Below are 25,831 nucleotides of genomic sequence, written 5' to 3' on the forward strand. Positions count from 1 at the left end.
GCGGCGGCCGCAGCAGGCGGGTGCGGCGACCGCAGGCGTTGCTACTCGTAGTTGCTCAGCGCCAGCGCCAGCAGCGCCTTGGCCTGTTCGCGCAGCACGGTCGGCTCGATGATCTCGGCATCCGACCCGTAGTGGAGCACGTCCATCAGCAGCTCGCGGGAAACGCTGTACGGCACCTTCAGTTCATAGCGGCCGTCCGGCAGGAACCGGCCCTGCTGCCTGGAATGCCAGTGTTCGTCGGCCACCCAGCGCGCCGCCTTGGCGCTGAACACGATGGTGGCCCAGCCCTTGGGCGCGCCGGAAAAGATGCCGTAGCTCGCGCCGAGCTGTTCGTCCAGCTCGCTGTCGTCCACGTCGCGGGCCACGGTGTCGACCACCCGCGCCTTGTAGATGCGGTCCACCGCAAAACTGCGCAGTCCCTCGCGCCCGTGGTCCCAGGCATCCAGGTACCAGTTGTCGCGATAGTGGGTCATGCGCTGCGGGGAGACGGTGCGCTTGGTGGCCTCGTCAGTGGAGCGGGCACGGTACTCGAACGCCAGCTGCTTGCGCTCCAGCACCGCCGACGCCACCGCACGGAAGCTGGCCTCGTCGAATTTACGGCCGCGGTGCGGAATTACCCGCACCCGGTCCACCGGCCAGGTCGAGACCCCGGCCTGGGCAGCCAGCAGGCCTTCGATGCGTTGCTGCAGCGGCGCAAGCACGGAGGACAACACGCCACCGCCAGTACGCGCCAACAAGTGCTGGGAGGCCAGCAGCGCGTGCAGCTCCTCCGAGCTGAGCCACAGCCCCGGCAGCTCGAAGCGGTCGCTTTCATCGGCCTGGTAGCGGAAGCCGGCCTCGCCGTCGCCCTCCACCGGGGCCATCAGCGCGTCGCGCAGGAAGGCCAGGTCGCGATACACCGTGGCGCGGGAACACGCCAGTTTCTCCTGCAGCGTCGCCACCGTCACCGGGTAGCGGGCGGACTTGAGCAGGCGATGCAGGGCATTGATGCGTTCATATCGGTCCATGAGCCGATTATGTCCGAGTCGCCGTCGTTGTGGCGGCATCGGCGGCATCTTCGGCTATCGTGGTGCCCCCTGCCCGGCCGTCCCCGCCATGTCCTCGCCCCTCGTGCGCCTGTTCCCCGCCGCCCTGCTCGTCATGCTGCTGGGGGCATGCGAGCGCAGCGCCGAGCCGGCCACCCCTGGCCCATCACTGGCCGCGCCGGTGCCGGCCGCCGATCCGGCCGGTGAGGTGCTTGCCGCCAGCCGCCGGTTCGGCCAGCTGCGCAGCTTCCAGGCCCACATGCAGATGCAGGGGCCGCGTCCGCTCGAGGCGCGGATGGACTTCGTCGCACCGGACCGTTACCGGCTGACCACCGGGGAGGGCGCGCAGACCATCATTGGCGACACCTTCTTCCTGCAGCGCGATGGCGAGGTCCGCCAGGTTCCGGTGCCGCCGGGGCTGCTGGCACAGTGGCGCAATCCGCTGCCGCCCGATCTGGCACCGGCGCAACTGCAGGTGGAAGCGCTGGGCAGCGACCGCATCGACGGTCAGGTCGCGCGCAGGTTCCGCGTCCGCCATGCCACCGCGGCGCCGGACGGCATGCTGTACTGGATCAACGCGCAGGGGCTGCCCGTGCGCATCCGTCGGCAGGGACAGACCCAGGGACAGGCCTTCGACATCACGGTGTCGTACGCGCGCTTCGACGATCCGACGCTGCGCGTCGATCTACCCTGAACAGGCGGAAAGGCCGAACGTCTGCTAAAGCCGGGGCACAGGCGCGGATGTCGCGCTGAACGCTTCAAGTATCATCACCGGCCTGTCCCTCCCCCCTGTCCGATCCGGAGAACCGTTGATGTCCCTGCGCGTCTCGTTGCTTGTTCCCCTGCTGCTCTGCGCCCCGGTGGCCTGGGCGGAAGACGTTTCCGAGCTGGCCGCGATGACCTCGCCCTGGAGCGGCAGCGGCGGCGAACTGGGCTTTGCCTCGGCCCGCGGCAACAGCAACACCGAGAGCGCCAACGGTCGCCTGCGCCTGCGTTACACCGATGACGACTGGGTGCACAGCATGGACCTGTTCGGCCTGCGCTCGCGCTCGGAGTACACCGAAACCAACGATGACGGCAGCACCGTGCGCCGCCGCAACACCACCGCGAACCGCTATACCGGCAGCGCCGGCAGCGCGCTGCAGCTGGGCGAACACCGCCAGCTCACCGCCACTGTGCGTTACGAGCGCGACGATTTCGCCACCTACGACCGCCAGAGCTCGTTCGGTCTCGGTTACGGTACCCGCGTGGTGGACAGCGACCGCTTCTACATCGACGCGCAGATCGGCCCCGGTGTGCGCCGCACGCACAATACCGAGGACGATGAGACCCGCACCGGCCTGATCGGCCGCGGCCTGTTCGACGTCAAGTACACGCTGACCCCCAATACCGACCTGGTCAACACGCTGCTGGTCGAATCGGGCTCGTACAACACCTTCGGCCAGAACGATTTCGGCGTGTCGGTCAGCATGAACGAGCACCTGGCGTTGAAAGCCGGCTGGCAGGCCCGTTACAACAGCGACGTCGCCGAAGACAAGCGCAAGACCGACACGTTGACCACCATGAACGTGGTCTACAAGTTCAAGTAAGGGTACGCGCCGTCGCATTCGCGCTGACGCTCCACGGTTCGCTGCGCGAATCGTGGGCCCCTTCCCCCCCGGACCCCCACGGCTTCGCGGCCGCCCCCTGAGTCAGGGGGCTCCACACCGGAGGAGTGGTCGGCCTTGCACCTCAGACGGCGAGCAATTCGCCGGCGCCCCCGTCGAGCAGCCCCTGCGCCACTGCTTTTCCCAAGGCATCCGGGTCCGCTCCGGACCCCCGCGCCTCGGCGCGGATCAGGCGGCCGTCGGCCACGCCACCGACCAGCCCCTGCAGGAACAGGTCTTCTCCCTCCCACTGCGCGAAGCCGGCCACCGGCACATGGCAGCTGCCGTGCAGCGCACGGTTCATCGCGCGCTCGGCCTCCACGCAGGCGCGGGTGCGGGCATCATCCAGTGCGGCGAACAGCGCCATCACCTGCGCATCCTCGCCATTGCATTCCACCGTGACCGCGCCCTGCGCCGGGGCCGGCAGCCATGCCGGCGCGGCCAGCCGGGACACGATCCGCTCGCCCAGGCCCAACCGCTCCAGCCCGGCCACGGCCAGCACGATCGCGTCGTAACCGCCGTTGTCGAGCTTGGCCAGCCGGGTATTGACGTTGCCGCGCAGGTCCAGCAGCTCCAGGTCCGGACGCAGCGCGCGCAGCTGCGCCTGGCGGCGCAGCGAGGAGGTCCCCACGCGCGCGCCGATCGGCAGCGCATCGAGCGAGGCGTACAGATTGGAAATGAAGCCGTCGGCCGGATCGTGGCGGGTCAGCATCGCCGGCAGCGCGAACGGTGCGTCCAGCTCCATCGGTACGTCCTTGAGCGAATGCACCGCGCAGTCGGCCTCACCGCGCAGCATCGCCAGTTCCAGCTCCTTGAGGAACAGGCCCTTGCCGCCGATGGCGGCCAGCGAGCGGTCGAGCACCTCGTCGCCACGCGTGCTCATCGGCACCAGCACCACGTCCAGGCCAGGATGCGCCTGGCGCAGGCGATCGGCGACATGTTCGCTCTGCCACAGGGCAAGCGGGCTCTTTCGGGTGGCGATGCGCAGGGTCTTCATGCCGCCATTATGTCAAAGCCGGCCACGCGTACCGACCCACGGCTGGTACGCCGCTGCTCCCTCACAGGTGCTTGAGGTCCTGCTTGATGCTGGCCACGCAGCGCCGGCTCACCTCCAGCGGCTGCTTGCCGTGGCGAAGCACGGCCTGCACCTGGCCGGCGCTGTTGCGCCGCAGCTCCATCAGTTCGTGCCGGGCAACCAGGCAGTTGCGGTGGATGCGCACGAACCGCGTGGTGAACTCCTCCTCCAGCGACTTCAGCGACTCCTCGATCAGGTCCTCGCCGCGTGCGTGGTGGACCACCACGTACTTTTCCTCGGCCTGCAGGTAGTGAATGTCGTCGATCGGGATCAGCCGCAGGCTGCCGCGCAGGCGCGCGCACAGCAGGGTGCGTGCCTGCTGGCTGGCGGCAACGGGTTGGCCACCGCGGCCCGCCAGGAAGGTCCGCGCGCGCTCCAGCGCGGCGGCCAGCCGCTCGGGACGCACCGGCTTCATCAGGTAATCAATGGCGGCCGCCTCGAACGCGGACAACGCGTGCGCGTCGTAGGCGGTGCAAAAGACTACCGCCGGACGCGGATCGAAGGTGGCCAGGTGACGGGCGGCCTCCAGCCCGTCCAGGCCCGGCATGGCGATGTCCAGCAGCACCAGGTCCGGTTGCAGATCGGCGCAGGCGTGCAGCGCCTGTTCGCCGTTCTCCGCCTCGGCCACGACCTCGACCCCGGCCTGGTCGGCCAGCAGTGACCGCAGCCGATCGCGGGCCAGCGGTTCGTCGTCGGCGATGACCACTTTCAAGACAGCATCCTCATGGAATCGGGACCGTGATGTCGCAAGCATAGTAGCCGTCGCTCCATCCTCCCGTCATCCGCGCGCCCGGCCCGAAACGCCAGGCCAGGCGGTGCGCGATGCTGCGCTGGGCGTGGCCGGCACCGTGCGCCAGCGGCAGGCTGCGCGCGCTGGGATCGGGAGCCGGGTTGTGCACGCGGATGTGCAGCTGCTGGTCCTTTACGCCCAGCCCGATGACGATCGTGCCCCCCGCCGGCAGCCGCGAGATGCCGTGCAGCACCGCGTTCTCCACCAGAGGCTGCAGCACCAGGCGCGGCATCGGCAGGTCCCACGGCAGCGGTTCCTCGCGCTGCCATTGCACCTGCAGGCGCTCGCCAAGGCGCAGCGATTCAATCGAGAGATAGCGCTCGGCCAGCTCGCATTCCTCGCGCAGGGTGGCATCGCCCTCGCCCGCCCCAAGCGCGGCCCGGAACAGATCGGACAGATCCAGCACCGCGCGTTCGGCCACCGCCGGATCGCGGCGCAGCAGGCCGGCGATGAGGTTCATGCTGTTGAAGAGAAAGTGCGGACGGATCCGCGCCTGCAACGCATCGGCCTGCGCGCGTGCGTTGGCCATCACCTGCGCGCTCCAGCGGTCGCTGACATAGAAATAGCGCAGGGCCAGCGCCACCATCAGCGCGGTGATCGCCGCGCTGCCCAGGGTGAAGCGCCAGAAGCCGACGCCGCTGGCAAAACTGCTTCCGCCCAGCGCGCTGTAAAGCCCATGCACGATGCCGGCGCAGGCACTGGCGATCACCGCAGTCATCGCCACCGCCAGCAGCGTGCCGGGTAACTCGGGAAGCCGCGACAACTGCTGCCGGGCGCTGCACAGGCAGACCGTGGTGGCCAACGCCAGCCACAGGGCAAAGCCACTGGCGCTGAGAAAGTCCGACACCAACCATTGCCGGCTGCCATCCGGCGCCAGGGCCACCACCAGCACCACCAGCTCGGCCAGCCCGAGCATCGCCGCCAGCCGCGGCAGGCGGCACAGGTCGGGCAGCCACGGCAGCTGGCGCGGGTCGCTCATCGGCTCAGGCGGCCTGGAACCGCGCGTCCAGCCAATCGCCCAGCGCCTGCAGCTCGTCGCCACAGACCTGGTGGGCCATCGGATAGGAATGCCATTCCAGCGGGAAGCCCAGCGCGGTGAGCGTCTGTGCGGTATGCGCGGCGATGGGCTGCGGAATGACCGGGTCCTGCGCGCCGTGCGCCATGAACACCGGGGGCCGGATGCCGTCCGGCGCACGCTGCGCGGCGGCCGTCTCCGGATCCGGCAGGTAGGTCGACAGCGCGATCAGGCCGGCCAGCGGGCGGGTCCGGCGCAAGGCGGCGCTGAGGATGATGGCGCCGCCCTGCGAGAAGCCGGCCAGCAGGATCCGTTCGGCCGGAATGCCGCGGGCGATTTCGTCCTCGATCAGGCCGTCCAGGGCCAGCACCGAGGTGTCCACGCCGGCGGCGTCGGCACGCGAGCGGAAGTCCATGCTGACGATGTCGTACCAGGCGCGCATCGGCACGCCGTTGTTGATCGTGATCGGCTGCACCGGTGCATGCGGAAACACGAAGCGGATCGCCGGCCAGTGCGGACGCAGCAGTTCGGGGACGATCGGCGCGAAATCATGGCCGTCAGCGCCCAGTCCATGCAGCCACAGCACCGCCCACTGCGGGTCGGTGCCGGTTTCGTTGATGACGGTTTCCAAGCGGTGCTGCATGCGGTGACTCCAGAACAGGGGCGCCGCATTATGCGCACAACTCACTGCGGCGCAGCGTTCTCCAGCGCGGCCCGACGCAGTTGCGCGGCGCGCACCAGCACCGGCGGCGGGGCCAGTTCCTCGGGAATGTCCATCAGGCCCCAGCGGTGCAGCAGGTCGCCGGCGCGGCGCCCAGAGGTCAGGGCCACTACCGGCACGGCCAGCACCATGCCGACCACCACCGGCGCCATCCATGCCGCCAGTGACGGCGACACCGCGTAGGCGAGCGCGCCCATGAACAGCCCGAAAACGCTCAGGCCACCGTAGCCGCGGATCAGCGCCGGCCAGGAGATCCCACCGTCGTCACGCTGCTGTGCATCCCAGCCCGAGTCCTTGCCGGCCAGTACTTCGGCCACGCCACGCGACTGCACGTACATCACCACCGGTGCCATCAGCGCGGCCAGCACGGTTTCCAGCAGCATCGAGATCAGCGCACGGAAGGCACCGCCGCATCCGCGCCGCTCCACCGGGTCCAGCAGCATGGCCAGGTACCCCAGCACCTTGGGCGACAGCAGCACGACCATCGTGAGGGCGAACATGCGCACCACTTTTTCTTCGTCCTGGTGCCGCCAGTACTGGCCGGGCGACAGATGCAGCAGCGCATTGAAATCGATGCCGCCCTGGAACAGCGGGATCGCGATGCCGATCAGCATCAGCATCGCCCACATCGGCGCGGTGAAATAGTGGCCGATGCCGATCATCATGTGCATGCGGCTGACCCAGTGCAGGCCCTTGGAGCCGACCACCTTGGCGTGCTGCAGGTTGCCCTGGCACCAGCGACGGTCGCGCACCAGCATGTCGGTCAGCGTGGGCGGGCCTTCCTCGTAGCTGCCCTTGAGGTAGGGCACCATGTGGGTGGCCCAGCCGCCACGGCGCATCAGCGCGGCCTCGACGAAATCGTGGCTGAGCACGTGCCCGCCGAACGGCTGGCGTCCCGGCAGCGGCGGCAGGCCGGCGTTCTCGGCAAAGGCCTCGGTGCGGATGATCGCGTTGTGGCCCCAGTAGTTGCTTTCCGCACCATGCCACCAGGCCACGCCGCGCCCGATCACCGGCCCGTACACGCGCCCGCCGAACTGCTGCATGCGTGCGAACAGGGTGCGCCCGCCGATCACCGCCGGCAGTGTCTGGATCAGGCCGACGTCCGGATTGTGTTCCATGCCGGCCACCAGGCGCACGATGGTGTCGCCGGTCATCAGGCTGTCGGCATCCAGGATCAGCATCTGCGGGTAGCCGCCACCGAAGCGGCGCACCCAGTCGGCGATGTTGCCGGCCTTGCGTCCGCTGTTGTCGCCGCGGCGACGGTAGAACAGCCGGTCGTGCCCCTGCACGGCATCGCGCAGTGCTTCAAACGCCTGTTCTTCGGCCGCACCGATGTCGTCGCGGCGGGTGTCGCTGAGCACGTAGAAATCGAACTGCGCCAGTTGCCCGGTCGCGGCAACCGACTCGTAGATCGCCTGCAGGCCAGCCAGCAGGCGGCGCGGATCTTCGTTGTAGGTGGGCATCAGCAGCGCGGTGCGGGTATGCACCTGCGGCAGCGGCTCATCCGGATCGATGCCCAGCTTGTAGCCGCGATCGAACACGGCGGTCAGAAAGCCGGCGACGGCCCCGGCAAAGGACAGCGCGATCCAGGCGAACAGGGCCACGAACAGGCACAGCAGGCAGGCCTCCAGCACGCTGACGCCGTTCACCGCGAGCACCTTCCACATCATGGTGGTGGCGGCGATGGTCATCGCTGCGGTGCCGCCGAGGATGTAGAAGCGGCGCAGCGCCATCAACCGCGGCGCGGTACGCTGGCGCGGCACCTGCAGGCGCCCTTCGCGGAACGACTGTTCGGGCATGGCCATCGGCGTTTCGACCGGCAGCACTGCCCGCCCGGCGTCCACAACGGCGTTGAGGGTCTGCGTGGTCATGCGCGGCGTCCCGTGGTGGGGCGTGCCAAGCCGGGCGAACCCGGTACCAGGTGGATCATCCCGATCCCGGCGCGCCCAGCGGCACGATTGCGTCCTGCCTGCGTGGACCGGCAACCGGTACGCAGCTGATGTCTGTCACTACCGGAACCCACGAACTCTCCAACAGGCTTGAGGCGAAAAATGCGGCTCAGTCTATGGGGCCAAATGTAAGCCGGGTGCGAAGGCCAATCCCCGTGATTTCTCCCCATTCAGCCAGCCGGCCCCGACACCGGGGTGGCTGATCGCGACATGAGGTCGCAGCCCTTGTGCCACGGGGTTTTCCCCATTCATCTTGTACACGGGCGTCATTCGCATCACCCGAACGGTCGATGACCATCGCAGCGCCATCCACCGGGGCCGTGTCGTTCCGTGCGCAGCCCGCGCGCGCCTCGTCTGCCCCGGCCAAGCGCGGGACCGGGCGCCGTGGCATGTCCAAGCGCTTCCTGACGGCCACGCCCGACGTGCGCTGTCCCGATCGGGCAGCGCGTGGGCAGCGGGGGGTATCAGCGCAGCTCGGGCTCGGGCGTGACCAGCGCGGCAGCGGCGATCGCCAGCGCGCGCGAGGCGGCCTGGGTCAACTGCTGCTGGGCCAGCAACTGCTGGGCCTGGGTCGCGACCGGGCACGGTGCGATCGGGCGATTGGCGGGGCCCGCGCCGTGGCGCGAGGAAGTACTCGACATGGTCTCCGTGTCCTGTGTCCTGCGGTCGTTCCCAACGGCATCCGCCGTGGGGAGTGCGCACCCTATCTGAAAATTCACCGCAATGTGTGACGGCCCGGTTGCGCCGGTTTTTCGACACGTCCGCGTCGATACACTGGCGTACTGGCATATACGAAAGCTATGATGAAATCGTTTACAACCTAGAAAATGGATATGGACTCCTTCAACACCTCGCAGTACAGCCCCAAGTGGCAGTTCCGTTTCAACTTCTTCGAGAAGCATGGCGCGCCCAACGCCCCGGGCTTCAAGGAAGCCCTGCAGAAGCTGCCGTTCGGCGAAAAAGTGAAGGTCAACTTCAACTTCTTCGCCCTGTTCTTCACCTGGATCTACCTGTTCATCCTCGGCCTGTGGCGCAAGGCGATCGTGGTCCTCGCCGTGACCGTGGCGCTGTATGTGGTGGCGATGATCCTGCCGGGCTTCATCGGCCGTACGTTGCTGGTGGTGTGGTCGCTGCTGGTCGCGATCACGACCAACTACGCGTATTACCTGGATCGCGTGAAGGGCAACACCAGCTGGAACCCCTTTGAAGGTCTGCGCTGGTAATCGGCGCCCTGCACTCCCCTTCGGGCCCGGTCATCGACCGGGCTTTTTTTTTGCGGCTCACCTCCCGCATCGCGGCCCGGCGCGCGCCGAACAGGATGCGGCTTTCCGGCACGCCGGGTCTGCAGGCGATCAGCGCGGCGGTCGGGTGACATCGCCGTCGGCCGAATCGGCCACGGACAGGGCCGGCACCACCTGGCCGTCTTCCTTGGTGAAATCGGTGCGCAGCGGCGGCAACAGCGCCAGGACCGCTTCGGATGGCCGCGCCAGGCAGACACCACGCTCCGTCTCGACGAAGGGACGGTTGATCAGGATCGGGTGCGCCAGCATCGCATCGAGCAGGTGGTCGTCATCCAGCCGCAGGTCATCCAGACCCAGCGCGGCGTAGGGCGGCACGTTCTGCCGCAGCGCCTGGCGCACCTCCAGGCCCGCGCGCCGGATCAGCGAGACCAGCCGCTCGCGCGTCGGCGGCGTCACCAGGTACTCGATCACCTCCGGCTCGATGCCGACATGGCGGATCAAGGCAAGAACGTTGCGCGAGGTGGCGCACGCAGGGTTGTGGAGAATTGTTGCCTTCATGGCGCGCTCCCGGCCGTCGGCGATGGTGCTGCAACGGCACCGGCGGCCACCGCCAGCGCGTGCATCGCCGCGACGTCCTTGCGTTCGCTGTAACGGCTGGTGAGGTACTCGGTGCGCCCCCGCACGAGCAGTGTGAACTTGACCAGCTCCTCCACCACATCGACCACGCGGTCGTAGTACGGCGAGGCACGCATCCGGCCCGCGTCGTCGAATTCCTGCCAGACCTTGGGCACCGACGACTGGTTCGGGATGGTGACCATGCGCATCCAGCGGCCCAGCACGCGCAGCGCGTTGACCACATTGAACGACTGCGAGCCGCCACAGACCTGCATGACCGCCAGCGTGCGACCCTGCGTCGGGCGCACGCTGCCCTCGGACAGCGGCAGCCAGTCGATCTGGTTCTTGAACACCGCGCTCATGCTGCCGTGGCGCTCCGGGCTGATCCAGACCTGCCCTTCGGACCACTGTGACCAGGCACGCAGCTGCTGCACCTGCGGATGGTCGGCCCCGACGGCATCGCACATCGGCAGCGCGTGCGGATCGAAGACCCGTACCTCGGCGCCGAAGTGCTGCAGCAGGTGCTCTACTTCGCGTGCGAGCAGCCGGCTGTAGGACTGTGGGCGCAGCGATCCGTACAGAATCAGGATCCGCGGCGGGTGGTCGCCGCCCTCCTGGCGCAATGCGTCCAGATCGGGCGACGGGGCCGCCGCCGGGGTCAGGTGGGGAAGGCGGGACATGAGGGCGTTGCTCCGGCGCTATTGTTCCACTATTCTAGAAACATGGAACACAAAACCGCAACCACCGCCCTAGCCGCGCTGGGCCACGCCACCCGCCTGAGCGTATTCCGCCTGCTGGTCCAGGCGGGCCACAGCGGCCGCCTCGCCGGCGAGATCGCCGCTGAACTGTCGTTGCCCGGGGCCACCCTCTCCTTCCACCTCAAGGAACTGGCGGCTGCCGGGCTGGTGACGGCCGAAGCGCGGGGCCGCAGCATCTGCTACCGCGCCGAGTTCGACGCGATGAACGGACTGATCGGCTACCTGACCGAGAACTGCTGCGCCGGCGACGCCGCCTGCGGACCGGATGCCCGCTGCATGCCGACGCCATGACGTCTCCCGCCGCCCCCCGCCTGTCCTTCCTGGACCGTTGGCTGACGCTGTGGATCTTCGCGGCGATGGCGCTCGGCATTGCCTTGGGCGCCTGGTTCGAGGACCTGCCCGCCGCCCTGGATGCCCTCAGTATCGGCAGCACCAACATCCCCATCGCGATCGGCCTGATCCTGATGATGTATCCCCCGCTGGCGAAAGTGCGCATGGATACCCTGCCCACCGTGTTTGCCGACAAGCGCGTGCTGCTGCTGTCGCTGGTGCAGAACTGGGTGGTCGGGCCGGTGCTGATGTTCGCGCTGGCCGCCCTGCTGCTGCGCGACCATCCCGATTACATGACCGGCCTGATCCTGATCGGGCTGGCGCGCTGTATCGCAATGGTGCTGGTCTGGAATCAGCTCGCGCGTGGCGACAACCGGTATGTCGCCGGCCTGGTCGCGTTCAATTCGCTGTTCCAGATCGCGTTCTTCAGCCTGTACGCCTGGCTGTTCCTGTCGGTGCTGCCACCGCTGTTCGGCCTGGAGCGCAGCGTGATCGACGTCAGTCCCTGGACCATCGCCAGCGCCGTGCTGGTGTATCTGGGCATTCCGTTTGCAGCCGCATGGCTGGGGCGGGTGCTGCTGACCCGCATGCGCGGTGCGGACTGGTACGAAACGCGCTTCCTGCCCGCAATCAGCCCGCTGACGCTGGCCGCGCTGTTGTTCACCATCGTGCTGATGTTCAGCCTCAAAGGCAGTGATGTGCTGCGCCTGCCCCTGGATGCGATCCGCATCGCGCTCCCCCTGACGCTCTACTTCCTGCTGCAGTTCCTGATCAGCTTCTTCATGGGCCGGTGGATCGCCAAGGACTACCCACGCACCACGGCCATCGCCTTCACCGCCACCGGGAACAACTTCGAACTGGCGATCGCGGTGGCCATCGCCTCGTTCGGCCTGGCCTCGCCGGTGGCGTTCGCGGCGGTGATCGGGCCGCTGGTGGAGGTACCGGTGCTGATCCTGCTGGTCCACCTGGCGCTGTGGCTGGGGCGCCGTGGATTCGCCCCTGCCGGCAGCCGCGTCGACAGCGCGGCATGAACGGGACGACCGGACCGGGCCGGCAACCGCTGCCGCAGCTCAGGCCAGCGTCAGGCTGCCGTGCCACAGCCCCCATACCCCGCACAGCGCCACGCCCAGCACGCCCCCGGCGATCCCCCACTCCACCGGAGTGAACACCGGCTGCCCGTGCTGCCGCTTGGCCAAAGCGAACATGAGCATGCCCGGTGCGTACAGCAGCGCCGACAGCATCACCTGCGCCACGCCGCCGGCATACACCAGCCACACCGCATACACGGTGGCCAGCAACGCCACGAACAGGTCGCGCCGGCGCGGCGCGGCGGGGTCGGTGTAGCCTTCGCCACGCCACGCGATCAGCACCCCGTAACCGGCCGAGAACAGGTACGGCACCAGCGCCATCGAGGCGCCCAGCAACACCAGACTGGTGTAAGTGCCGGCATTGAACAGGGTGATCACCAGGAACAGCTGGATCAATCCGTTGGTGAGCCACAGCGCGTTGGCGGGCACGTCGTTGGCGTTCTGGCGGGCCAGGAAAGCGGGCATCGTGCCGTCCCCGGCCGCGGCGTACAGCACTTCGGCACACAGCAGCACCCAGGCCAGCAGCGCGCCCAGCACCGACACGATCATGCCGATGATGATCAGGGTGGCTCCCCACGGGCCAACAATGGCCTCCAGCACGAACGCCATCGAGGGGTTGTGCAGGTGCGCCAGCTTCTCGTGGCCGAGCACGCCCATCGACAGCAGATTCACCAGCATCAGCAACGCCAGCACGCACAGGAAGCCGATCACGGTGGCGCGCCCCACGTCGGCGCGCTTTCCTGCACGCCGCGAGTAGATACTGGCGCCCTCGATGCCGATGAACACCCAGACGGTGATCAGCATCATCCCGCGCAGCTGCTCGCCCAGGCTGCCCAGCGTGGCGGTACCCCAGAAATCGCCAGTGAAGATGTCGGCCCTGAAACCGATCGCGGCGATGATCAGAAACACCACGATCGGCACGATCTTGGCCACCGTCACCACCGCGTTGACCAGCGCCGCCTCGCGGATGCCGCGCAGGATCATCGCGTGCATCGACCACAGCAGCACCGATGCACATGCCACCGCCTGCCAGGTGTTGCCTTCGCCGAAGGCAGGCACAAAGTAGCCCAGGCCGCTGAAGATCAGCACGAAGTAGCTGACATTGCCCAGCAGCGAGCAGACCCAGTAGCCCCAGGCCGATGAGAACCCGATGTAGTCGCCGAATCCAGCCTTGGCGTAGGCGTAGATGCCGGTGTCCAACCCGGGCTTGCGGTTGGCCAGGTTCTGGAACACGAACGCCAGCATCAGCATGCCCAGCCCGCTGATCGCCCAGCCGATCAACGCGGCCCCGGGGCCGGCGCTGCGCGCGATGTTCTGCGGCAGCGAGAAGATGCCGGCCCCGATCATCGAGCCGACCACCAATGCGGTCAGTGCGGAAAGACCGAGGCGGTCGGAGGACGCTGTCATGACGGTGCCTGCGCGGTCAGGGGAACGCCCGCAAGTCTAGGACCGCCCGATGATTCCAGGGTGAAGCGCGCCGGTGCCGGCATGCACCGACGCGCATGCCGGACGCCTGGCTCACACCGTTGCCGGTGCGCGTCCGCTCGCACGCTGCACCGGTGCGGCCGGCGCCTGCAGGCGGAAGATCGACACTGCGGTGCCCAGCTGCTGTGCCTGCTCTTCCATCGCACGTGCCGCTGCCGTCGCTTCTTCGACCAGCGCTGCGTTCTGCTGCGTGGTTTCGTCCATCTGGGTGATGGTCTGGTTGACCTGCTCGATGCCGGCCGACTGTTCCTTCGAGGCCGCCGAGATCTCGGCCATGATGTCGTTGACCCGGCGCACGCCGCTGACGATGTCCTCCATCGTTCGGCCGGCGGTCTGCACCAGCGCCGAGCCCTGGCTGACCTGCTCGACCGAATCGTCGATCAGCGTCTTGATCTCCTTGGCCGCGCCGGCTGAGCGCTGCGCCAAGGCGCGCACTTCAGAGGCGACCACCGCGAAACCACGGCCCTGCTCACCCGCGCGCGCCGCTTCCACCGCTGCGTTCAGGGCCAGGATGTTGGTCTGGAAGGCGATCCCGTCGATGACCGTGATGATCTCGGCGATGCGCTTGGACGACGCTTCGATACCGGCCATCGTCGTCACCACCTGGCCCACCACCAGGCCACCCTGCGACGCTACCTCGGCAGCGCCGGCGGCCAGCTGGTTGGCCTGCACCGCATGGTCGGCATTCTGACGCACGGTGGAGGTCAGCTCTTCCATCGATGCCGCGGTTTCCTCCAGACTGGCGGCCTGCTGCTCGGTGCGGCGCGACAGATCGCTGTTGCCCGAGGCGATCTCGCCGGCGGCCAGGTTGATGCTGTCGGTGGCCTGCTGGATACGGCCGACGATGTCGGTGAGCTGGCTCACGGTGGTATCGGCATCGTCGCGCATGCGGGCGAACACGCCGTGGAACTCACCGTGCATGCGCGCGGTCAGGTCGCCCGCCGCGATCGCCTGCAGCAGGTCGGAAATCTGCTGCAGGTTGTCGTCGCTCACCTGCATCATGGTGTTGAGGTTCTCCACCATCAGGCGGAAGTCGTGGTCGAACCGCACCACGTCGCCGCGCTGGCTGAAGTCGCCGATGGCCGCCGCGCCGGCCAGATCCTGGATCTGGGTGTTGATCGCGCGCAGGTTGCCCTTGGTGGTATCCATCGCCGCGGTGAACGCGGCCTGCTCACCGGGCAGGCGGTCCATGTCCGGGGTGAGGTCGCCGACCGCATAGCGCTGCATCACCTCAACCAGGCGCCGGGTCACGCCGATGTTGGCACCCACCAGGTGGTTGGTGTCGTGCACCATGCGGCCGTATGCGCCGGGGAACCCCTCGGCATCCATGCGGTAGCTCAGCTCGCCGGCTTCGTGGCGCCGTGCCATCTCGGCCTGGGCGGTCATCACCGCCTGCAGCTGGTCACGCATGCGCTGCATCGACTGCAGCAGGCGGCCCACTTCGTCATCGCGCACCGCCGGCAACGGCGTATCCAGGCGACCGTCGGCGACCTCGGCCGACAGCCGCACCGCATCGGCCAGCGGACGGATCGCCTGGCGGCGCAGCAGCACATAGACGCTGCCGCTGAGCACCAGCGCCGCGCCCAGGCCCACGGCCAGGATGATCCAGAGCAGCGCGCGGGCCTGCGCGGTGATCAGGTCGTGCGGCACGATCACGCCGAGCGCGAAGCGCTCCTGGCTGCCGCCGATGCGCAGCGGCACGTACGCCTTGACGTTGCCGGCGGCGTCTTCGTGGAAATCCTCGTACGGCTTGTCCGCCGCGATCTGCGCCAGCAGGCGGCGGGTCGCCGCGTCCTCGCGGCGCGTGCCGATCTCCTTGGCGTCGGCGGCGGCCAGCACGATGCCGGCCGGCGAAATCAGCTCCACATGGCCCTCGCCCATCGGACGCAGCGCGGCCAGGCGCTCCTGCAGTGCGGCCAGGCCGAAGTCCACGGTCACCGCACCGAGGAAGGTGCCGTTGTCCAGCACCGGCGTGGACAGCGTGGTCATCAGCACCGGCTTGCCGCCGATCTCATAGCGGTACGGCTCGGCCACGGTGGGGCGCTTGAGCTCGCGCGGGCGCAGGTACCAGTCGCCGTCGCCAGGCACGTCGTAGCCCTTGAGCACGTCCTGCACCGGGTTGCCGTCCTGCCAGGCCCAGTAGCTCATGAAGCGGCCGGTGGCATCGTGGGCCTCGGCATCGACGAAATCGGCATCCTTGCCGTCGAACGCCTGCGGTTCCCACAGCGTGCCCAGGCCCACCCACTCCGGGTGCGAGCGCAGCTGCTGCTGCAGGATCTGTGCGGCGGTGCCGCGCGACAGCGTGCCGGCGGCATGCTGCACCACCAGGCTGTCGGCCAGTGCCTGGCTGGTGGCGAACGCAGCGGACAGGTCGGTATTGACCCGGCGCGCCTCGGCCTCGGCCTGGCTCTGCATGGTCCGCCGCGAGGACTCCACCAGCGCCTGGCTGGCTTCGCGGTAGCTGATGGCCGCGGTGACGCCGAAGCAGAGCATGGCAATCAGTGCGGTACCGAGCATCAGCCGGTTGGCGATGCTGCCGGGGCGCTTGGAAGCGGTCGAGCGGGACGCAGGCATGGGGGCGGTTCCGGAAATAGGGTACAGGGTCAGCGGACGCCATCGAGCGCCACTACGGCATCGCGCAGTCCATTGCGGTCCAGCCCGGGACGGTGACACTCACGCACCGGGCATTGAGCTGGATAACGGCCTTGCCGCGCCGATGTTTAGCCGCGTTTCCTGACCGGGTTCAGTGTCCGCCCGGTGGCAGCCCATCCACGCCCGGTGTCCGCGCCAGGCGCTCGACCAGGGTCTGGCTGGCCGCATTGAGCCCGCGGACCTCGACCTGCGCGCCATGCGCACGCAGCCTGGCCACCACCCGTTCCAGCGCAGCCACCGCGCTGAGGTCCCAGAAGTGCGCGTTCGACAGGTCGATCACCACGCGCGCGGGAACATGCTGCAGATCAAAGCTGGCAGCGAACTGCCCGGCCGACGCGAAGAACACCTGCCCGGCGACGGTGCAGGTGCAGCTGCCATCGGCCTGCGCGACGGCGTGGACATCGAGCATGCGGCCCACCTTGCGGGCGAAGAACAGCGCCGACAGCAGCACCCCGGTCAACACGCCCTTGGCCAGGTCGTGGGTGATCACGGTGACCACCACGGTGGCCACCATCACCAGCGACGAGCTCTTCGGGTGCAGCCGCAGTTCCTGGAACGAGCGCCAATGGAAGGTGCCGATGCTGACCATGATCATCACCGCCACCAGCGCGGCCATCGGAATCTGCCGCACCCAGTGGGCGCCATAGACCACCAGCAGCAGCAACAGCACACCGGCGACCAGGCACGACAGCCGCCCGCGCCCGCCCGAGGACACGTTGATCACCGACTGCCCGATCATCGCGCAGCCGCCCATGCCGCCGAACAGCCCGGCGGTGATGTTGGCCAGGCCCTGTCCGGCGCATTCGCGGTTGCGCTGGCTGGGGGTGTCGGTCATGTCCTCGACGATCTGCGCGGTCATCATCGACTCCAGCAGACCCACGACCGCCAGCGTCGCCGACACCGGCAGCAGCAGGCGCAGCGTGTCCCAGGTCAACGGAGCATCCGGGAACAGGAACGTCGGCAGGCTGTCCGGCAGTGCGCCCATGTCGCCGACCGTGCGCACCTCCCAGCCAAATCCGATCGACAGCACGGTCAGCACCACGATCGCCACCAGCGGCGACGGCACCGCACGGGTCAGCCGCGGCAGCAGGTAGATGATCGCCAGCCCGGCCGCGCACACCGCCCATACCTGCCAGGACCGTCCGATCAGCTCGGGCATCTGCGCCAGGAAGATCAGGATGGCCAGGGCGTTGACGAAACCGGTGATCACCGAACGCGACACGAAGCGCATGAGGGCCCCCAGCTTCAATGCGCCGGCCACCACCTGCAGCAGGCCGGCCAGGATCGTCGCAGCCAGCAGGTACTGCAGGCCGTGGTCGCGGACGAGGTCGACCATCACCAGGGCCATCGCGCCGGTGGCCGCCGAAATCATGCCGGGGCGGCCGCCGGCGATGGCGGTGACCACCGCGATGCAGAACGACGCGTACAAACCGACCTTGGGGTCGACGCCGGCGATGATCGAGAAGGCGATCGCTTCGGGGATCAGCGCCAGTGCCACGACGGCGCCGGACAGCAGGTCGCCACGGATATTGCCGAGCCATTGCTGGCGCAGCGGATAGGAAACGGACATGAAAAAACTCCACGCACCGGCGCGGCGCGCGGCGCGTTGTGTGATGGAAACAAGGCACTCCCTGGACCCGGCACTGGCACGGGCGCGTCGTCAGCGCGTTGTCAGGGTGGCGTCATCACAGCAGGTCCGGCCCGGAGGCGAAAGCGGCGCGCAGGATACCGCAGCGCTGCCAGCCCCTCAATGCGGCGGGCGTTGACCTGTGCCGCCCGCATGCCCAGCATGGGCGCCGGACCTGTTCAGGAGTGCACCATGTACGGATTGATCGGCAAGATGAAGACTGCGGCCGGCGAGCGCGATCGGGTGATCGCGATTCTTCTCGACGGTACCGGCGCCATGCCCGGCTGCCTGAGCTACGTGGTTGCCACCGACCCGGCCGATCCGGACGCGATCTGGATCACCGAGGCATGGGAGAGCGCCGACCTGCACCGCGCCTCCCTCGCCCTGCCGGCCGTACAGGCGGCCATCGCCCAGGCGCGCCCGATGATCACCGGCTTCGGCGAGCGCTTCGAGACCGCCCCGGTGGGCGGGCACGGCCTGGTCAGCGGCTGACGCCTCAGCGTGCGAACCGCCGGGCGCCCGCCACGCAGGCCACCGCGCACAGCGTGACCACCAGCATCATCGGGCTCACCGTTTCGTGCAGCAGCAGCGCGGCCAGGGCCAGGCCGAAGAACGGCTGCAGCAACTGCAGCTGGCCGACGGCGGCGATCCCGCCCTGGGCCAGGCCGCGGTACCAGAACATGAAACCGATCAACATGCTGAACACCGACACGTAGCCCAGCCCCCACCAGGCGGGCGCGCCCACCTGTGCCCAGGATGCCGGCCAGCGCAGCAGCATCAGCGGCAGCATCACCGGCAGCGACACCACCAGCGCCCAGCTGATCACCTGCCAGCCACCCAGCGTGCGCGCCAACCGCGCCCCTTCGGCGTACCCCAGCCCGCATACCACCACCGCTGCCAGCATCAGCAGATCGCCCTGCAGCGAAGCCTCGATACCGTTGCCGAGCGCGTAGCCAACCACCACCACGCTGCCGAGCAGCGAGAACCCCCAGAACGCGGGGCGCAGCCGCTCGCCGCCGCGCAGCACGCCGAATACCGCCGTGCTCAGGGGCAGCAGCCCGAGGAACACGATCGAGTGCGCCGACGAGACATGCTGCAGCGCCAAGGCGGTGAGCAGCGGAAACCCGACCACCACCCCCAACGCTACGACCGCCAGTGCAGGCAACACCGCTGCGGCCGGTCGCCGCTGGCCCAGCGCGTGCAGCAGCGCCCACCCGAGCACGGCGGCGACGCTGGCGCGCGCGGCGGTCAGGAACAGCGGGTCCAGATCCGCCACTGCCACACGGGTGGCCGGCAGCGAGCCGGCAAAGATCACCACGCCAATCAACCCGTTCATCCAGCCGCGTGTCGCGTTGTCCATCGTCCAATCCTTGTAGGGGACGGCCAGTGGATCACGCCGACCCGGCCTTCCCCCAGAGACAGTCCAGTACACTTCGACGTAACTGTTATGCCCTGACCTCCCCTACGGAATGCACACACCGATGACGCCGCCCGCCACCCGCATCGATGCGGTGATGACCGCCGTGCGCGCGAAGATCACCGCGCGCACCTATCTGCCCGGCATGCGCCTGCCCTCGGTGCGTGCCCAGGCCCGGGCACTGCAGTTGTCGGTGTCCACCATCGTGGAGGCCTACGAGCGGTTGGCGGCCGAAGGGCTCATCGTGGCCCGGCCCGGCTCGGGCTTCTACGTCATCGGGCCGGTGGCACCGCTGGCGCTGGCCGAGATGGGGCCGCCGCGCGATCGCCAGGTGGACCCGCTGTGGTTGGCGCGGCAGTCGCTGGAGCAGGACGCCAGCGTGCTCAAACCGGGCTGCGGCTGGCTGCCCGACGACTGGATGTACGTGGACGGGATCCGCCGTGGCCTGCGCCATGCCGCGCGCAGCAGCGCATCGGCACTGGCCGGTTACGCCACCCCGCTTGGGCTGCCGCCGTTGCGGCAACTGCTGGCGCGGCGCCTGGCCGGCCACGGCATCGATGCCGCACCCGAGCAGATCATGCTGACCGAATCGGGATCGCACGCGATCGACCTGATCTGCCGTTTCCTGCTGGAACCCGGCGACACCGTGCTCATCGATGACCCGTGCTATTTCAACTTCCTGGCACTGCTCAAGGCGCACCGGGTGCAGGTGGTGGGCGTGCCCTATACCGCCAACGGGCCGGACGTGGCTGCCTTCGCCGCCGCACTGGAAGCACATTCGCCACGGCTGTACATCACCAATTCGGGCATCCACAACCCGACCGGTGCGGTGTTGTCGCCGGCCACCGCGCACCGCCTGCTGTCGTTGGCCGAGCACAGCGACCTGGTGATCGTCGAGGACGATCTGTTCGCGGACTTCGAGCACACGCCCGCACCGCGCCTGGCCGCATTTGATGGGCTGTCACGGGTGATCCAGGTGGGAAGCTTCTCCAAGACGCTGTCGGCGGCGGTGCGCTGCGGCTTCATCGCCGCACGCGGCGACTGGATCGAGCGGCTGGCCGACCTGAAGATCGCCACCAGCTTCGGCGGCGGGCGCCTGGCCGCCGACATCCTGCACACCGCGCTGACCGACAGCGGCTACCGCCGCCATGTGGAGTCCATCCGTACCCGCCTGGCCGTAGCACGCGAGCACACCCTGGCGCGGCTGGCCGCGCTGGGCATCCGCCCCTGGCTGGTGCCGCAGGCGGGGATGCTGCTGTGGTGCCACCTGCCCGACGGCCGTGATGCGGCCACCCTGGCGCGCACCTGCCTGGCCGACGGCGTGGTGCTTGCGCCGGGCAATGCGTTCAGTCCATCGCTGAGCGCGGGTGGGCTGCTGCGCTTCAATGCCGCCCAGGCGCAGGATCCGCGCATCTTCGACGTGCTGCGCCGGGCGCTGCGGGAGCGGCCCGCCGACGCGCGCGCCGTCGCCGGGGACTAACCCACCAGCCAGTCCACGATCAGGCGCGGCAGAAAGACCATCGCGGCGACAACGGCCACGAAGATCATCAGTACCTTCAGCGTCAGCGGCCGGCGCCGGGGATGGCTGAAATGCAGGTGCAGGTCGCGCAGCTCCGATTCCAGCGCGTAGTGTCCGGTCGCCGAGCGCCTTCCGGGCGCCGACGTGAGCCGCTCCAGTTCGCGGCAGCGGGCCATCAATTCGCGCGCGGGCGTCTTCAGCAGAATCTGATGGCGGATCTCGACCAGTCGCGACGTGAGCGGCATCAAGGCCTCCGCGCAACGGTCGGCCGGTGTCTGCTGCGCCGCCAACCGCGCCGCCTCCACATCGATCGCGTACTGAAGCGCATCGCGGTCTGCACGCAACTGCGTCAATGAACGTCTGCCCACACGCATCGCACGCTCCCTATGCGGCTGATCCCGCCACCGGGCGGTTCGTCCATTCTAGAGCGTCGCCACGACCAAGGAATCTGAATACGCATAACGGGTACATGGCACCGGTCCGCTGGAAACAGTCGCTCCCACGTGCATCCGCTTGCCTGCCCGCTGCGTACCTTCAGTACCCCTCATCCCGAGGGCACACCAGATCAGGAGAAGCACCATGCACGCTCTTCTTCAACGCATCGCCGTCGCCGCCAGCTTCGCCGTACTCGGCACCACCCCTCTGCTCAGCATTGCCGCCGACACCGTCATGGTCGGCGGCGCGGCGATGTACCCGACGAAGACCATCGTTGAGAACGCCATCAACTCCAAGGATCACACCACCCTGGTCGCCGCCGTGAAGGCCGCCGGTCTGGTCGACACCCTCAACGGTAAAGGCCCCTTCACCGTCTTTGCGCCCACCAACGCTGCCTTCGACAAACTGCCGGCGGGCACCGTCGATACCCTGATCAAACCCGAGCACAAGGCCGACCTGACCAGGATCCTCACCTATCACGTCGTCCCCGGCACCTACACCTCCATGCAGCTCACCGCCGACGCCAGAAAGCACGGCGGCACGGCAACGCTCAAGACCGTTCAAGGCGAGCCGCTGACCATCAAGCTGCATGATGGCAAGCTCTGGGTTGTGGATGCCAAGGGCGGCAAGGCGGCGATCAGCATCGCCGACGTTACCCAGTCCAACGGCGTCATCCACGTCGTGGACAGCGTGCTGATGCCCAAGTAACCGCACGGCCGGGCGGGCATTCACGGGAATGCCCGCTGCGGGTCGGCGTTACCGGGGCCGACGTGTAAACCTTCTCACCGCCTTCTGCATCCAACCTTGGATATCACCACAAGGCGACCGATATGAAGGCATGGATGTGGATGCTCGTGGCTCTTTTGGCTGCAGGCACGGTGCCGGCAGCCACGGCCGCCGCGCCGCAGGTGGAGACACGCGACATCGCGAATTTCTGGATCGCGTACGACGCCATCCGTGCCGAAACCGATCCGGTGCGCAGGAAGGCGCTGATCAACACGCTCTACATCGGCAAGGGCACGCCCGGCCTGCATGCCCTGATGCGGGCGCGCGGCTACACCGACGACCAGTACGTCGCAGCGATTGATGCTTGGCCGCGTTACTGGGCGTCGGTACGCCCGCTGACCGGTCGCGCCTTCGCCGCCACCGCCCCACTCGAGGCCGATCTGGCCACACTCAGCCGCCTGTACCCCGCCCTGCGCCCAGCGGGCATCACCTACGCCATCGGCGTGCTGCGCACCGGCGGCACTACGCTTGACGACAAGGTGCTGATTGGCGCCGAACTCGCCCTGGGCGACGACAGCGTCGATGTCTCGGAGCTTCCCGAGCCTCTGCAGACCCGGCTGCGCACCTTCTATGCATCTCAGCCGTTCCACAACAACGGGCAGAACAACATCCACGAGTACATCCACACCCAGCAGGCCGAGGCCGGCGATACCCTCGCCCAGTACGCACTGCGCGAAGGCGTGGCGGAGCTGGTGGCCGAGCTGGTCACCGGGAAGAAGCCCGATCTGCCGCTGTACGTGTACGGGCCGGCACACGAGGCCGAGTTGAAGGCACGGTTCCAGGCCGACCGGCGCGGGAACGACTACCGCGACTGGCTGTACAACAGCAGCAACAACCGGTTCGGGGTGAGCGACCTGGGGTACTACGTGGGATACCGCATCGCGAGCGCGTACTACGCCGCGCAGCCGGACAAGGCCACAGCGATCGCGACGTTGCTGGAGCTGCGCTATGACGATGTGCAGGCAGTGGACGCAGTGATCGAACGATCCGGCTACCTGCGCTGATCCGAACGACGTCCACGGCGGTGCGCGCCCTGTCGACAGGTACGCGTTCGACGTCCCCTCAGCGGCAGGGTCCGGCGACGCTTGGCAACCCTGCGCCGATCCCGCACAGTTCCCCTCTGCCCCAGGATGCCGATGCCCCATGACACGCCTGCTCATCATCGAGGACAACCCCGAGCTGGTGGCCAACCTGTACGGCTTCCTGGAGCCACTGGGCTATGTGCTGGACGATGCACGGGATGGCGCCACCGGCCTGCGCCTGGCCACGCAGAATGACTACGATGCCATCCTGCTGGACCTGATGCTGCCACGACTGGACGGCATGACGCTGTGCCAGAAGCTTCGCGAGGAATTCCAGAATCCCGTGCCGGTGATCATGCTGACCGCCCGCGACCCGGTGGACGACCGGGTGCAGGGCCTGGCGCAGGGTGCGGACGACTACCTGGTCAAGCCCTTCTCATTGAAGGAGCTCGATGCGCGCATCCAGGCGCTCGTCCGCCGTGCCCAGGGCCGCAACGTCCAAGGCACGCTCACCTGGCAGGACCTGCGCGTGGACACCCGGGCGCCTCAGGCGTGGCGGCAGGGCCAGACCATCACGCTGACTCCGAGCACCCACAAGCTGTTGCTGTGCCTGATGCGTGCCGCGCCTGACGTGGTGAGAAAGCAGGAGATGGAATACCTGCTCTGGGGCGACCATCCGCCGGAAAGCGGTGCGTTGCGGACGCACATCCACGAGCTCCGCCAGCACACCGACAAGCAGTTTGCGAATCCGCTCATCGAAACGGTGCATGGCATCGGCTGGCGTCTGAACGCGCCCCGGACGCCCGCCCCGGAATGACCATGCAGGGAGGCCCGTTGCCACCATGAAAGCGATCTACCGCCAGATGACGCTCAGAGTGCGCATCATCGTGTCGTTCGTGCTGCTGATGGTCGCCGTCATGGGGTTTGTGGTCGCCGCCGAGCAGCTGGACTATGACGAACTGCGCGCATACGTCATCTCCAGAAGCCTGCACGACGAGATGCATCGGCTGCAGTCGGAGCTCGCCAACGGCACGACGCCAACCCTCTCCCCCGGCAGCCAGCTCTATGACAGCCGCAGCGTACCCGATGACCTGCGCAGGTTTGCACCGGGCTACTACAGCGCCGACCCGCCCGACGTCTGGCACCTGCTGGTGTTCGACGGCGATGGCCAGCGCTACTACCTCCGCCAGGATGCAGAGCGCTACCAGTACCTGGAGCACGTGATTGACGGCTATGCGCTGGTGGTCATTCTGCTGTGCATCCTGTGCGCGTTCTGGATCGGACGGCTGACCGCGGCGCGGGTCATCGCCCCGATCACCCTTCTGGCCGATGCGGTGCAACGCAAGCAGACCCCCTTCCCGTTCCAGGATGCGCGCGATGAGATCGGGGTGCTGGCACGCGCCTTTGCCCAGCACAGCGACGAGGCGGAGCAGTTTCTGCAGCGCGAACGCTGCTTCGTGGGCGATGCGAGCCATGAACTGCGCACCCCACTGGCCGTCATCTCCGGGGCAGCGGAGACCATCGTTCACCAGCTGCCCGACGACAGCCACCTGAAAGCGAGTGGCGAGCGCATCGTGCGCACCACGCAGGAGATGCAGCGCCAGCTCACCTGCCTGCTGCTGCTCTCGCGCGACCCGCAGCGCCTTGCCAAGGAAGACGTGCCACTACGCCCGCTGATCGAAGAATGCATGACGCGCTGCCACCCCTGGCTGGCGGGAAAGCCGGTGACCGTGCGGCTGGATGCGCCACAGGCGCCGTCCATCCATACCAATGCCGAACTGGCGCGCAGCGTGGTCTGGAACCTGCTGCGCAATGCATGCCAGTACACCGATCAGGGCGAAATACGCATCGCCGTCGAGGGTGCCACACTGGCCATTGCCGACACCGGCCCGGGCCTGCCACCCAGCATCGACCCGCAGCAGTTCCAGCGTTTCGCGCCCAGCCTGCGCGAGAGTGGCGAAGGGCTTGGCCTGTCGATCGTGCAGCGGATCGTGGACCACCTGGGATGGCACATGGCGGTCGAAAGCTCGCAGACCGGCTGTCGATTTACCGTGGACATGTCCGGCACCGGGCACGGAGCAGCGCAGAGCCGATAGCCGCGCGTCCACGCGCGGCCAGGAAAGCGCGCCATGCCGCGCCGGTCCTGACAGCTTCCTGACGCCGCCTTCTCAATGATCTGCCTCGATCACGCCCTTGATGAGAAGCAGATGCAAGCGCCAGACCCCGTCGGAACCGGCAAGTATCGCCACGGCAGAACCGGATTCAACCGGATTCTCCACACGTTGATTCATTCGCGGGATGGCTTCCTGGCAACCGTGCGCGGCGAGGCCGCCTTTCGGCAGCTCCTGGCTCTGCATGGCGCACTGATGGCAGGCACGCTGCTGCTTGATGTCACCCCGGTGGAGCGTGCGCTGATGCTGGCCGCCAGCTTCATCAGCCTGATCGTGGAGCTTCTCAACTCGGCCATCGAAGCCGTCGTTGACCGCATCTCGCTTGAGCGCCACCCCTTGTCCAAGAATGCCAAGGACATGGGCAGTGCAGCACAAACCGTCGCACTGATGATGGTGGGTGCCGTGTGGATGGCCATCCTGCTGGGACAGGACGCCACGGCGCTTTGATCCACACGGACCACCGG

Annotated in this window: 26 protein-coding genes; 12 read left to right on the forward strand and 14 right to left on the reverse strand. The window is 68.1% G+C overall.

Annotated features, from left to right (window positions below; translation table 11 throughout):
* Positions 1–41: 41 nt before the first annotated feature.
* Complete coding sequence (locus GDJ08_RS10275; RefSeq protein ID WP_017354790.1) at positions 42–1,007, reverse strand: helix-turn-helix transcriptional regulator; 966 nt, start codon at positions 1,005–1,007, stop codon at positions 42–44.
* A gap of 88 nt (positions 1,008–1,095) precedes the next feature.
* Between GDJ08_RS10275 and GDJ08_RS10280 the strand changes: the two genes are divergently transcribed.
* A complete protein-coding gene (locus tag GDJ08_RS10280; protein ID WP_136005252.1) occupies positions 1,096–1,719 on the forward strand; it encodes a LolA family protein in 624 nt (207 codons plus the stop codon).
* A gap of 118 nt (positions 1,720–1,837) precedes the next feature.
* Entirely contained in the window at positions 1,838–2,614 is a 777-nt protein-coding gene (locus GDJ08_RS10285) for a DUF481 domain-containing protein (protein ID WP_017354792.1), read from the forward strand.
* 142 nt (positions 2,615–2,756) lie between these two features.
* Here the strand turns inward: GDJ08_RS10285 and hemC are convergent, their stop codons facing one another.
* The 6 genes from hemC to GDJ08_RS10315 form a co-directional block, all read right to left on the reverse strand.
* Positions 2,757–3,668, reverse strand: coding sequence for a hydroxymethylbilane synthase (gene hemC / locus GDJ08_RS10290; RefSeq protein WP_017354793.1), 912 nt, complete (start codon positions 3,666–3,668; stop codon positions 2,757–2,759).
* A gap of 61 nt (positions 3,669–3,729) precedes the next feature.
* Positions 3,730–4,458 carry a LytR/AlgR family response regulator transcription factor gene (locus tag GDJ08_RS10295; protein ID WP_017354794.1) on the reverse strand — a complete coding sequence of 243 codons (729 nt, stop codon included), beginning with the start codon at positions 4,456–4,458 and terminating at the stop codon, positions 3,730–3,732.
* A gap of 10 nt (positions 4,459–4,468) precedes the next feature.
* The gene (locus GDJ08_RS10300; RefSeq protein ID WP_017354795.1) at positions 4,469–5,515 is read right to left on the reverse strand and encodes a sensor histidine kinase; all 1,047 of its coding nucleotides are present in this window, start codon (positions 5,513–5,515) and stop codon (positions 4,469–4,471) included.
* A gap of 4 nt (positions 5,516–5,519) precedes the next feature.
* Positions 5,520–6,194 (reverse strand): alpha/beta hydrolase, encoded by a 675-nt coding sequence (locus GDJ08_RS10305; RefSeq protein WP_153164816.1) that lies wholly within the window; start codon positions 6,192–6,194, stop codon positions 5,520–5,522.
* 41 nt (positions 6,195–6,235) lie between these two features.
* Complete coding sequence (gene mdoH, locus GDJ08_RS10310) at positions 6,236–8,143, reverse strand: glucans biosynthesis glucosyltransferase MdoH (RefSeq protein ID WP_017354797.1); 1,908 nt, start codon at positions 8,141–8,143, stop codon at positions 6,236–6,238.
* Between the two features lie 542 nt (positions 8,144–8,685).
* Positions 8,686–8,862, reverse strand: a complete 177-nt coding sequence (locus GDJ08_RS10315) for a hypothetical protein (protein ID WP_153164817.1) — start codon at positions 8,860–8,862, stop codon at positions 8,686–8,688.
* Between the two features lie 192 nt (positions 8,863–9,054).
* Here GDJ08_RS10315 and GDJ08_RS10320 point away from each other — a divergent pair, with 192 nt between their 5' ends.
* On the forward strand, positions 9,055–9,444 hold the full coding sequence (locus tag GDJ08_RS10320; RefSeq protein ID WP_017354799.1) for a DUF2628 domain-containing protein: 390 nt from the start codon (positions 9,055–9,057) through the stop codon (positions 9,442–9,444).
* Positions 9,445–9,573: 129 nt separating this feature from the next.
* On the opposite strand, the gene arsC is transcribed toward GDJ08_RS10320, so the two are convergent.
* Positions 9,574–10,020 carry an arsenate reductase (glutaredoxin) gene (gene arsC, locus GDJ08_RS10325; protein ID WP_153164818.1) on the reverse strand — a complete coding sequence of 149 codons (447 nt, stop codon included), beginning with the start codon at positions 10,018–10,020 and terminating at the stop codon, positions 9,574–9,576.
* Entirely contained in the window at positions 10,017–10,757 is a 741-nt protein-coding gene (gene arsH / locus GDJ08_RS10330; RefSeq protein ID WP_153164819.1) for an arsenical resistance protein ArsH, read from the reverse strand. Before arsH ends, arsC begins: the two co-directional genes overlap by 4 nt.
* Before the next feature lie 42 nt (positions 10,758–10,799).
* On the opposite strand from arsH, the gene GDJ08_RS10335 reads away from it, so the two are divergent.
* Both GDJ08_RS10335 and arsB read left to right on the forward strand, forming a co-directional pair.
* A complete protein-coding gene (locus GDJ08_RS10335) occupies positions 10,800–11,126 on the forward strand; it encodes an ArsR/SmtB family transcription factor (protein ID WP_136005267.1) in 327 nt (108 codons plus the stop codon).
* Positions 11,123–12,196, forward strand: a complete 1,074-nt coding sequence (gene arsB / locus GDJ08_RS10340) for an ACR3 family arsenite efflux transporter (RefSeq protein ID WP_153164820.1) — start codon at positions 11,123–11,125, stop codon at positions 12,194–12,196. The genes GDJ08_RS10335 and arsB overlap by 4 nt, the downstream gene beginning before the upstream one ends.
* 39 nt (positions 12,197–12,235) lie before the next feature.
* Here the strand turns inward: arsB and arcD are convergent, their stop codons facing one another.
* The 3 genes from arcD to GDJ08_RS10355 form a co-directional block, all read right to left on the reverse strand.
* Positions 12,236–13,660 (reverse strand): arginine-ornithine antiporter, encoded by a 1,425-nt coding sequence (gene arcD / locus GDJ08_RS10345; RefSeq protein ID WP_026070568.1) that lies wholly within the window; start codon positions 13,658–13,660, stop codon positions 12,236–12,238.
* 111 nt (positions 13,661–13,771) lie between these two features.
* On the reverse strand, positions 13,772–16,312 hold the full coding sequence (locus GDJ08_RS20370) for a methyl-accepting chemotaxis protein (RefSeq protein WP_153164821.1): 2,541 nt from the start codon (positions 16,310–16,312) through the stop codon (positions 13,772–13,774).
* Positions 16,313–16,481: 169 nt separating this feature from the next.
* Complete coding sequence (locus tag GDJ08_RS10355; protein ID WP_153164822.1) at positions 16,482–17,960, reverse strand: SulP family inorganic anion transporter; 1,479 nt, start codon at positions 17,958–17,960, stop codon at positions 16,482–16,484.
* A gap of 249 nt (positions 17,961–18,209) precedes the next feature.
* Between GDJ08_RS10355 and GDJ08_RS10360 the strand changes: the two genes are divergently transcribed.
* Complete coding sequence (locus GDJ08_RS10360) at positions 18,210–18,509, forward strand: putative quinol monooxygenase (protein ID WP_017354807.1); 300 nt, start codon at positions 18,210–18,212, stop codon at positions 18,507–18,509.
* A gap of 4 nt (positions 18,510–18,513) precedes the next feature.
* On the opposite strand, the gene GDJ08_RS10365 is transcribed toward GDJ08_RS10360, so the two are convergent.
* Complete coding sequence (locus GDJ08_RS10365) at positions 18,514–19,377, reverse strand: DMT family transporter (RefSeq protein ID WP_136005281.1); 864 nt, start codon at positions 19,375–19,377, stop codon at positions 18,514–18,516.
* Between the two features lie 121 nt (positions 19,378–19,498).
* On the opposite strand from GDJ08_RS10365, the gene GDJ08_RS10370 reads away from it, so the two are divergent.
* Positions 19,499–20,914, forward strand: a complete 1,416-nt coding sequence (locus tag GDJ08_RS10370; protein WP_136005284.1) for an aminotransferase-like domain-containing protein — start codon at positions 19,499–19,501, stop codon at positions 20,912–20,914.
* Here the strand turns inward: GDJ08_RS10370 and GDJ08_RS10375 are convergent.
* Positions 20,911–21,306 carry a hypothetical protein gene (locus GDJ08_RS10375; RefSeq protein WP_017354810.1) on the reverse strand — a complete coding sequence of 132 codons (396 nt, stop codon included), beginning with the start codon at positions 21,304–21,306 and terminating at the stop codon, positions 20,911–20,913. The two genes, GDJ08_RS10370 and GDJ08_RS10375, sit on opposite strands and share 4 nt — an antisense overlap.
* Before the next feature lie 226 nt (positions 21,307–21,532).
* Here GDJ08_RS10375 and GDJ08_RS10380 point away from each other — a divergent pair, with 226 nt between their 5' ends.
* From GDJ08_RS10380 to GDJ08_RS10400, 5 genes are all read left to right on the forward strand, one after another.
* Positions 21,533–22,096, forward strand: coding sequence for a fasciclin domain-containing protein (locus GDJ08_RS10380; RefSeq protein ID WP_136005286.1), 564 nt, complete (start codon positions 21,533–21,535; stop codon positions 22,094–22,096).
* Between the two features lie 134 nt (positions 22,097–22,230).
* Positions 22,231–23,178, forward strand: a complete 948-nt coding sequence (locus GDJ08_RS10385) for a DUF2268 domain-containing putative Zn-dependent protease (protein ID WP_153164871.1) — start codon at positions 22,231–22,233, stop codon at positions 23,176–23,178.
* A 139-nt stretch (positions 23,179–23,317) separates the two neighbouring features.
* Entirely contained in the window at positions 23,318–24,013 is a 696-nt protein-coding gene (locus tag GDJ08_RS10390) for a response regulator transcription factor (RefSeq protein ID WP_017354813.1), read from the forward strand.
* 25 nt (positions 24,014–24,038) lie between these two features.
* Positions 24,039–25,292 carry a sensor histidine kinase gene (locus GDJ08_RS10395; protein WP_153164823.1) on the forward strand — a complete coding sequence of 418 codons (1,254 nt, stop codon included), beginning with the start codon at positions 24,039–24,041 and terminating at the stop codon, positions 25,290–25,292.
* Between the two features lie 75 nt (positions 25,293–25,367).
* Positions 25,368–25,814: a diacylglycerol kinase gene (locus GDJ08_RS10400; RefSeq protein ID WP_229296488.1), complete on the forward strand. Its 447-nt coding sequence runs from the start codon at positions 25,368–25,370 to the stop codon at positions 25,812–25,814.
* Positions 25,815–25,831 lie beyond the last annotated feature (17 nt).

It is taken from the genome of Stenotrophomonas nematodicola (assembly GCF_009467805.1).
Lineage (GTDB): Bacteria > Pseudomonadota > Gammaproteobacteria > Xanthomonadales > Xanthomonadaceae > Stenotrophomonas > Stenotrophomonas nematodicola.

Excerpts from the sequence above, each read along its gene's own strand:
- GDJ08_RS10275 (WP_017354790.1), bottom strand. The coding sequence starts at position 1,007 with ATGGACCGATATGAACGCATCAATGCCCTGCATCGCCTGCTCAAGTCC.
- GDJ08_RS10280 (WP_136005252.1), top strand. The coding sequence starts at position 1,096 with ATGTCCTCGCCCCTCGTGCGCCTGTTCCCCGCCGCCCTGCTCGTCATG.
- GDJ08_RS10285 (WP_017354792.1), top strand. The coding sequence starts at position 1,838 with ATGTCCCTGCGCGTCTCGTTGCTTGTTCCCCTGCTGCTCTGCGCCCCG.
- hemC (WP_017354793.1), bottom strand. The coding sequence starts at position 3,668 with ATGAAGACCCTGCGCATCGCCACCCGAAAGAGCCCGCTTGCCCTGTGG.
- GDJ08_RS10300 (WP_017354795.1), bottom strand. The coding sequence starts at position 5,515 with ATGAGCGACCCGCGCCAGCTGCCGTGGCTGCCCGACCTGTGCCGCCTG.
- GDJ08_RS10305 (WP_153164816.1), bottom strand. The coding sequence starts at position 6,194 with ATGCAGCACCGCTTGGAAACCGTCATCAACGAAACCGGCACCGACCCG.
- mdoH (WP_017354797.1), bottom strand. The coding sequence starts at position 8,143 with ATGACCACGCAGACCCTCAACGCCGTTGTGGACGCCGGGCGGGCAGTG.
- GDJ08_RS10315 (WP_153164817.1), bottom strand. The coding sequence starts at position 8,862 with ATGTCGAGTACTTCCTCGCGCCACGGCGCGGGCCCCGCCAATCGCCCG.
- GDJ08_RS10320 (WP_017354799.1), top strand. The coding sequence starts at position 9,055 with ATGGACTCCTTCAACACCTCGCAGTACAGCCCCAAGTGGCAGTTCCGT.
- arsC (WP_153164818.1), bottom strand. The coding sequence starts at position 10,020 with ATGAAGGCAACAATTCTCCACAACCCTGCGTGCGCCACCTCGCGCAAC.
- arsH (WP_153164819.1), bottom strand. The coding sequence starts at position 10,757 with ATGTCCCGCCTTCCCCACCTGACCCCGGCGGCGGCCCCGTCGCCCGAT.
- GDJ08_RS10335 (WP_136005267.1), top strand. The coding sequence starts at position 10,800 with ATGGAACACAAAACCGCAACCACCGCCCTAGCCGCGCTGGGCCACGCC.
- arsB (WP_153164820.1), top strand. The coding sequence starts at position 11,123 with ATGACGTCTCCCGCCGCCCCCCGCCTGTCCTTCCTGGACCGTTGGCTG.
- arcD (WP_026070568.1), bottom strand. The coding sequence starts at position 13,660 with ATGACAGCGTCCTCCGACCGCCTCGGTCTTTCCGCACTGACCGCATTG.
- GDJ08_RS20370 (WP_153164821.1), bottom strand. The coding sequence starts at position 16,312 with ATGCCTGCGTCCCGCTCGACCGCTTCCAAGCGCCCCGGCAGCATCGCC.
- GDJ08_RS10355 (WP_153164822.1), bottom strand. The coding sequence starts at position 17,960 with ATGTCCGTTTCCTATCCGCTGCGCCAGCAATGGCTCGGCAATATCCGT.
- GDJ08_RS10360 (WP_017354807.1), top strand. The coding sequence starts at position 18,210 with ATGTACGGATTGATCGGCAAGATGAAGACTGCGGCCGGCGAGCGCGAT.
- GDJ08_RS10365 (WP_136005281.1), bottom strand. The coding sequence starts at position 19,377 with ATGGACAACGCGACACGCGGCTGGATGAACGGGTTGATTGGCGTGGTG.
- GDJ08_RS10370 (WP_136005284.1), top strand. The coding sequence starts at position 19,499 with ATGACGCCGCCCGCCACCCGCATCGATGCGGTGATGACCGCCGTGCGC.
- GDJ08_RS10380 (WP_136005286.1), top strand. The coding sequence starts at position 21,533 with ATGCACGCTCTTCTTCAACGCATCGCCGTCGCCGCCAGCTTCGCCGTA.
- GDJ08_RS10385 (WP_153164871.1), top strand. The coding sequence starts at position 22,231 with ATGTGGATGCTCGTGGCTCTTTTGGCTGCAGGCACGGTGCCGGCAGCC.
- GDJ08_RS10390 (WP_017354813.1), top strand. The coding sequence starts at position 23,318 with ATGACACGCCTGCTCATCATCGAGGACAACCCCGAGCTGGTGGCCAAC.
- GDJ08_RS10395 (WP_153164823.1), top strand. The coding sequence starts at position 24,039 with ATGAAAGCGATCTACCGCCAGATGACGCTCAGAGTGCGCATCATCGTG.
- GDJ08_RS10400 (WP_229296488.1), top strand. The coding sequence starts at position 25,368 with ATGATCTGCCTCGATCACGCCCTTGATGAGAAGCAGATGCAAGCGCCA.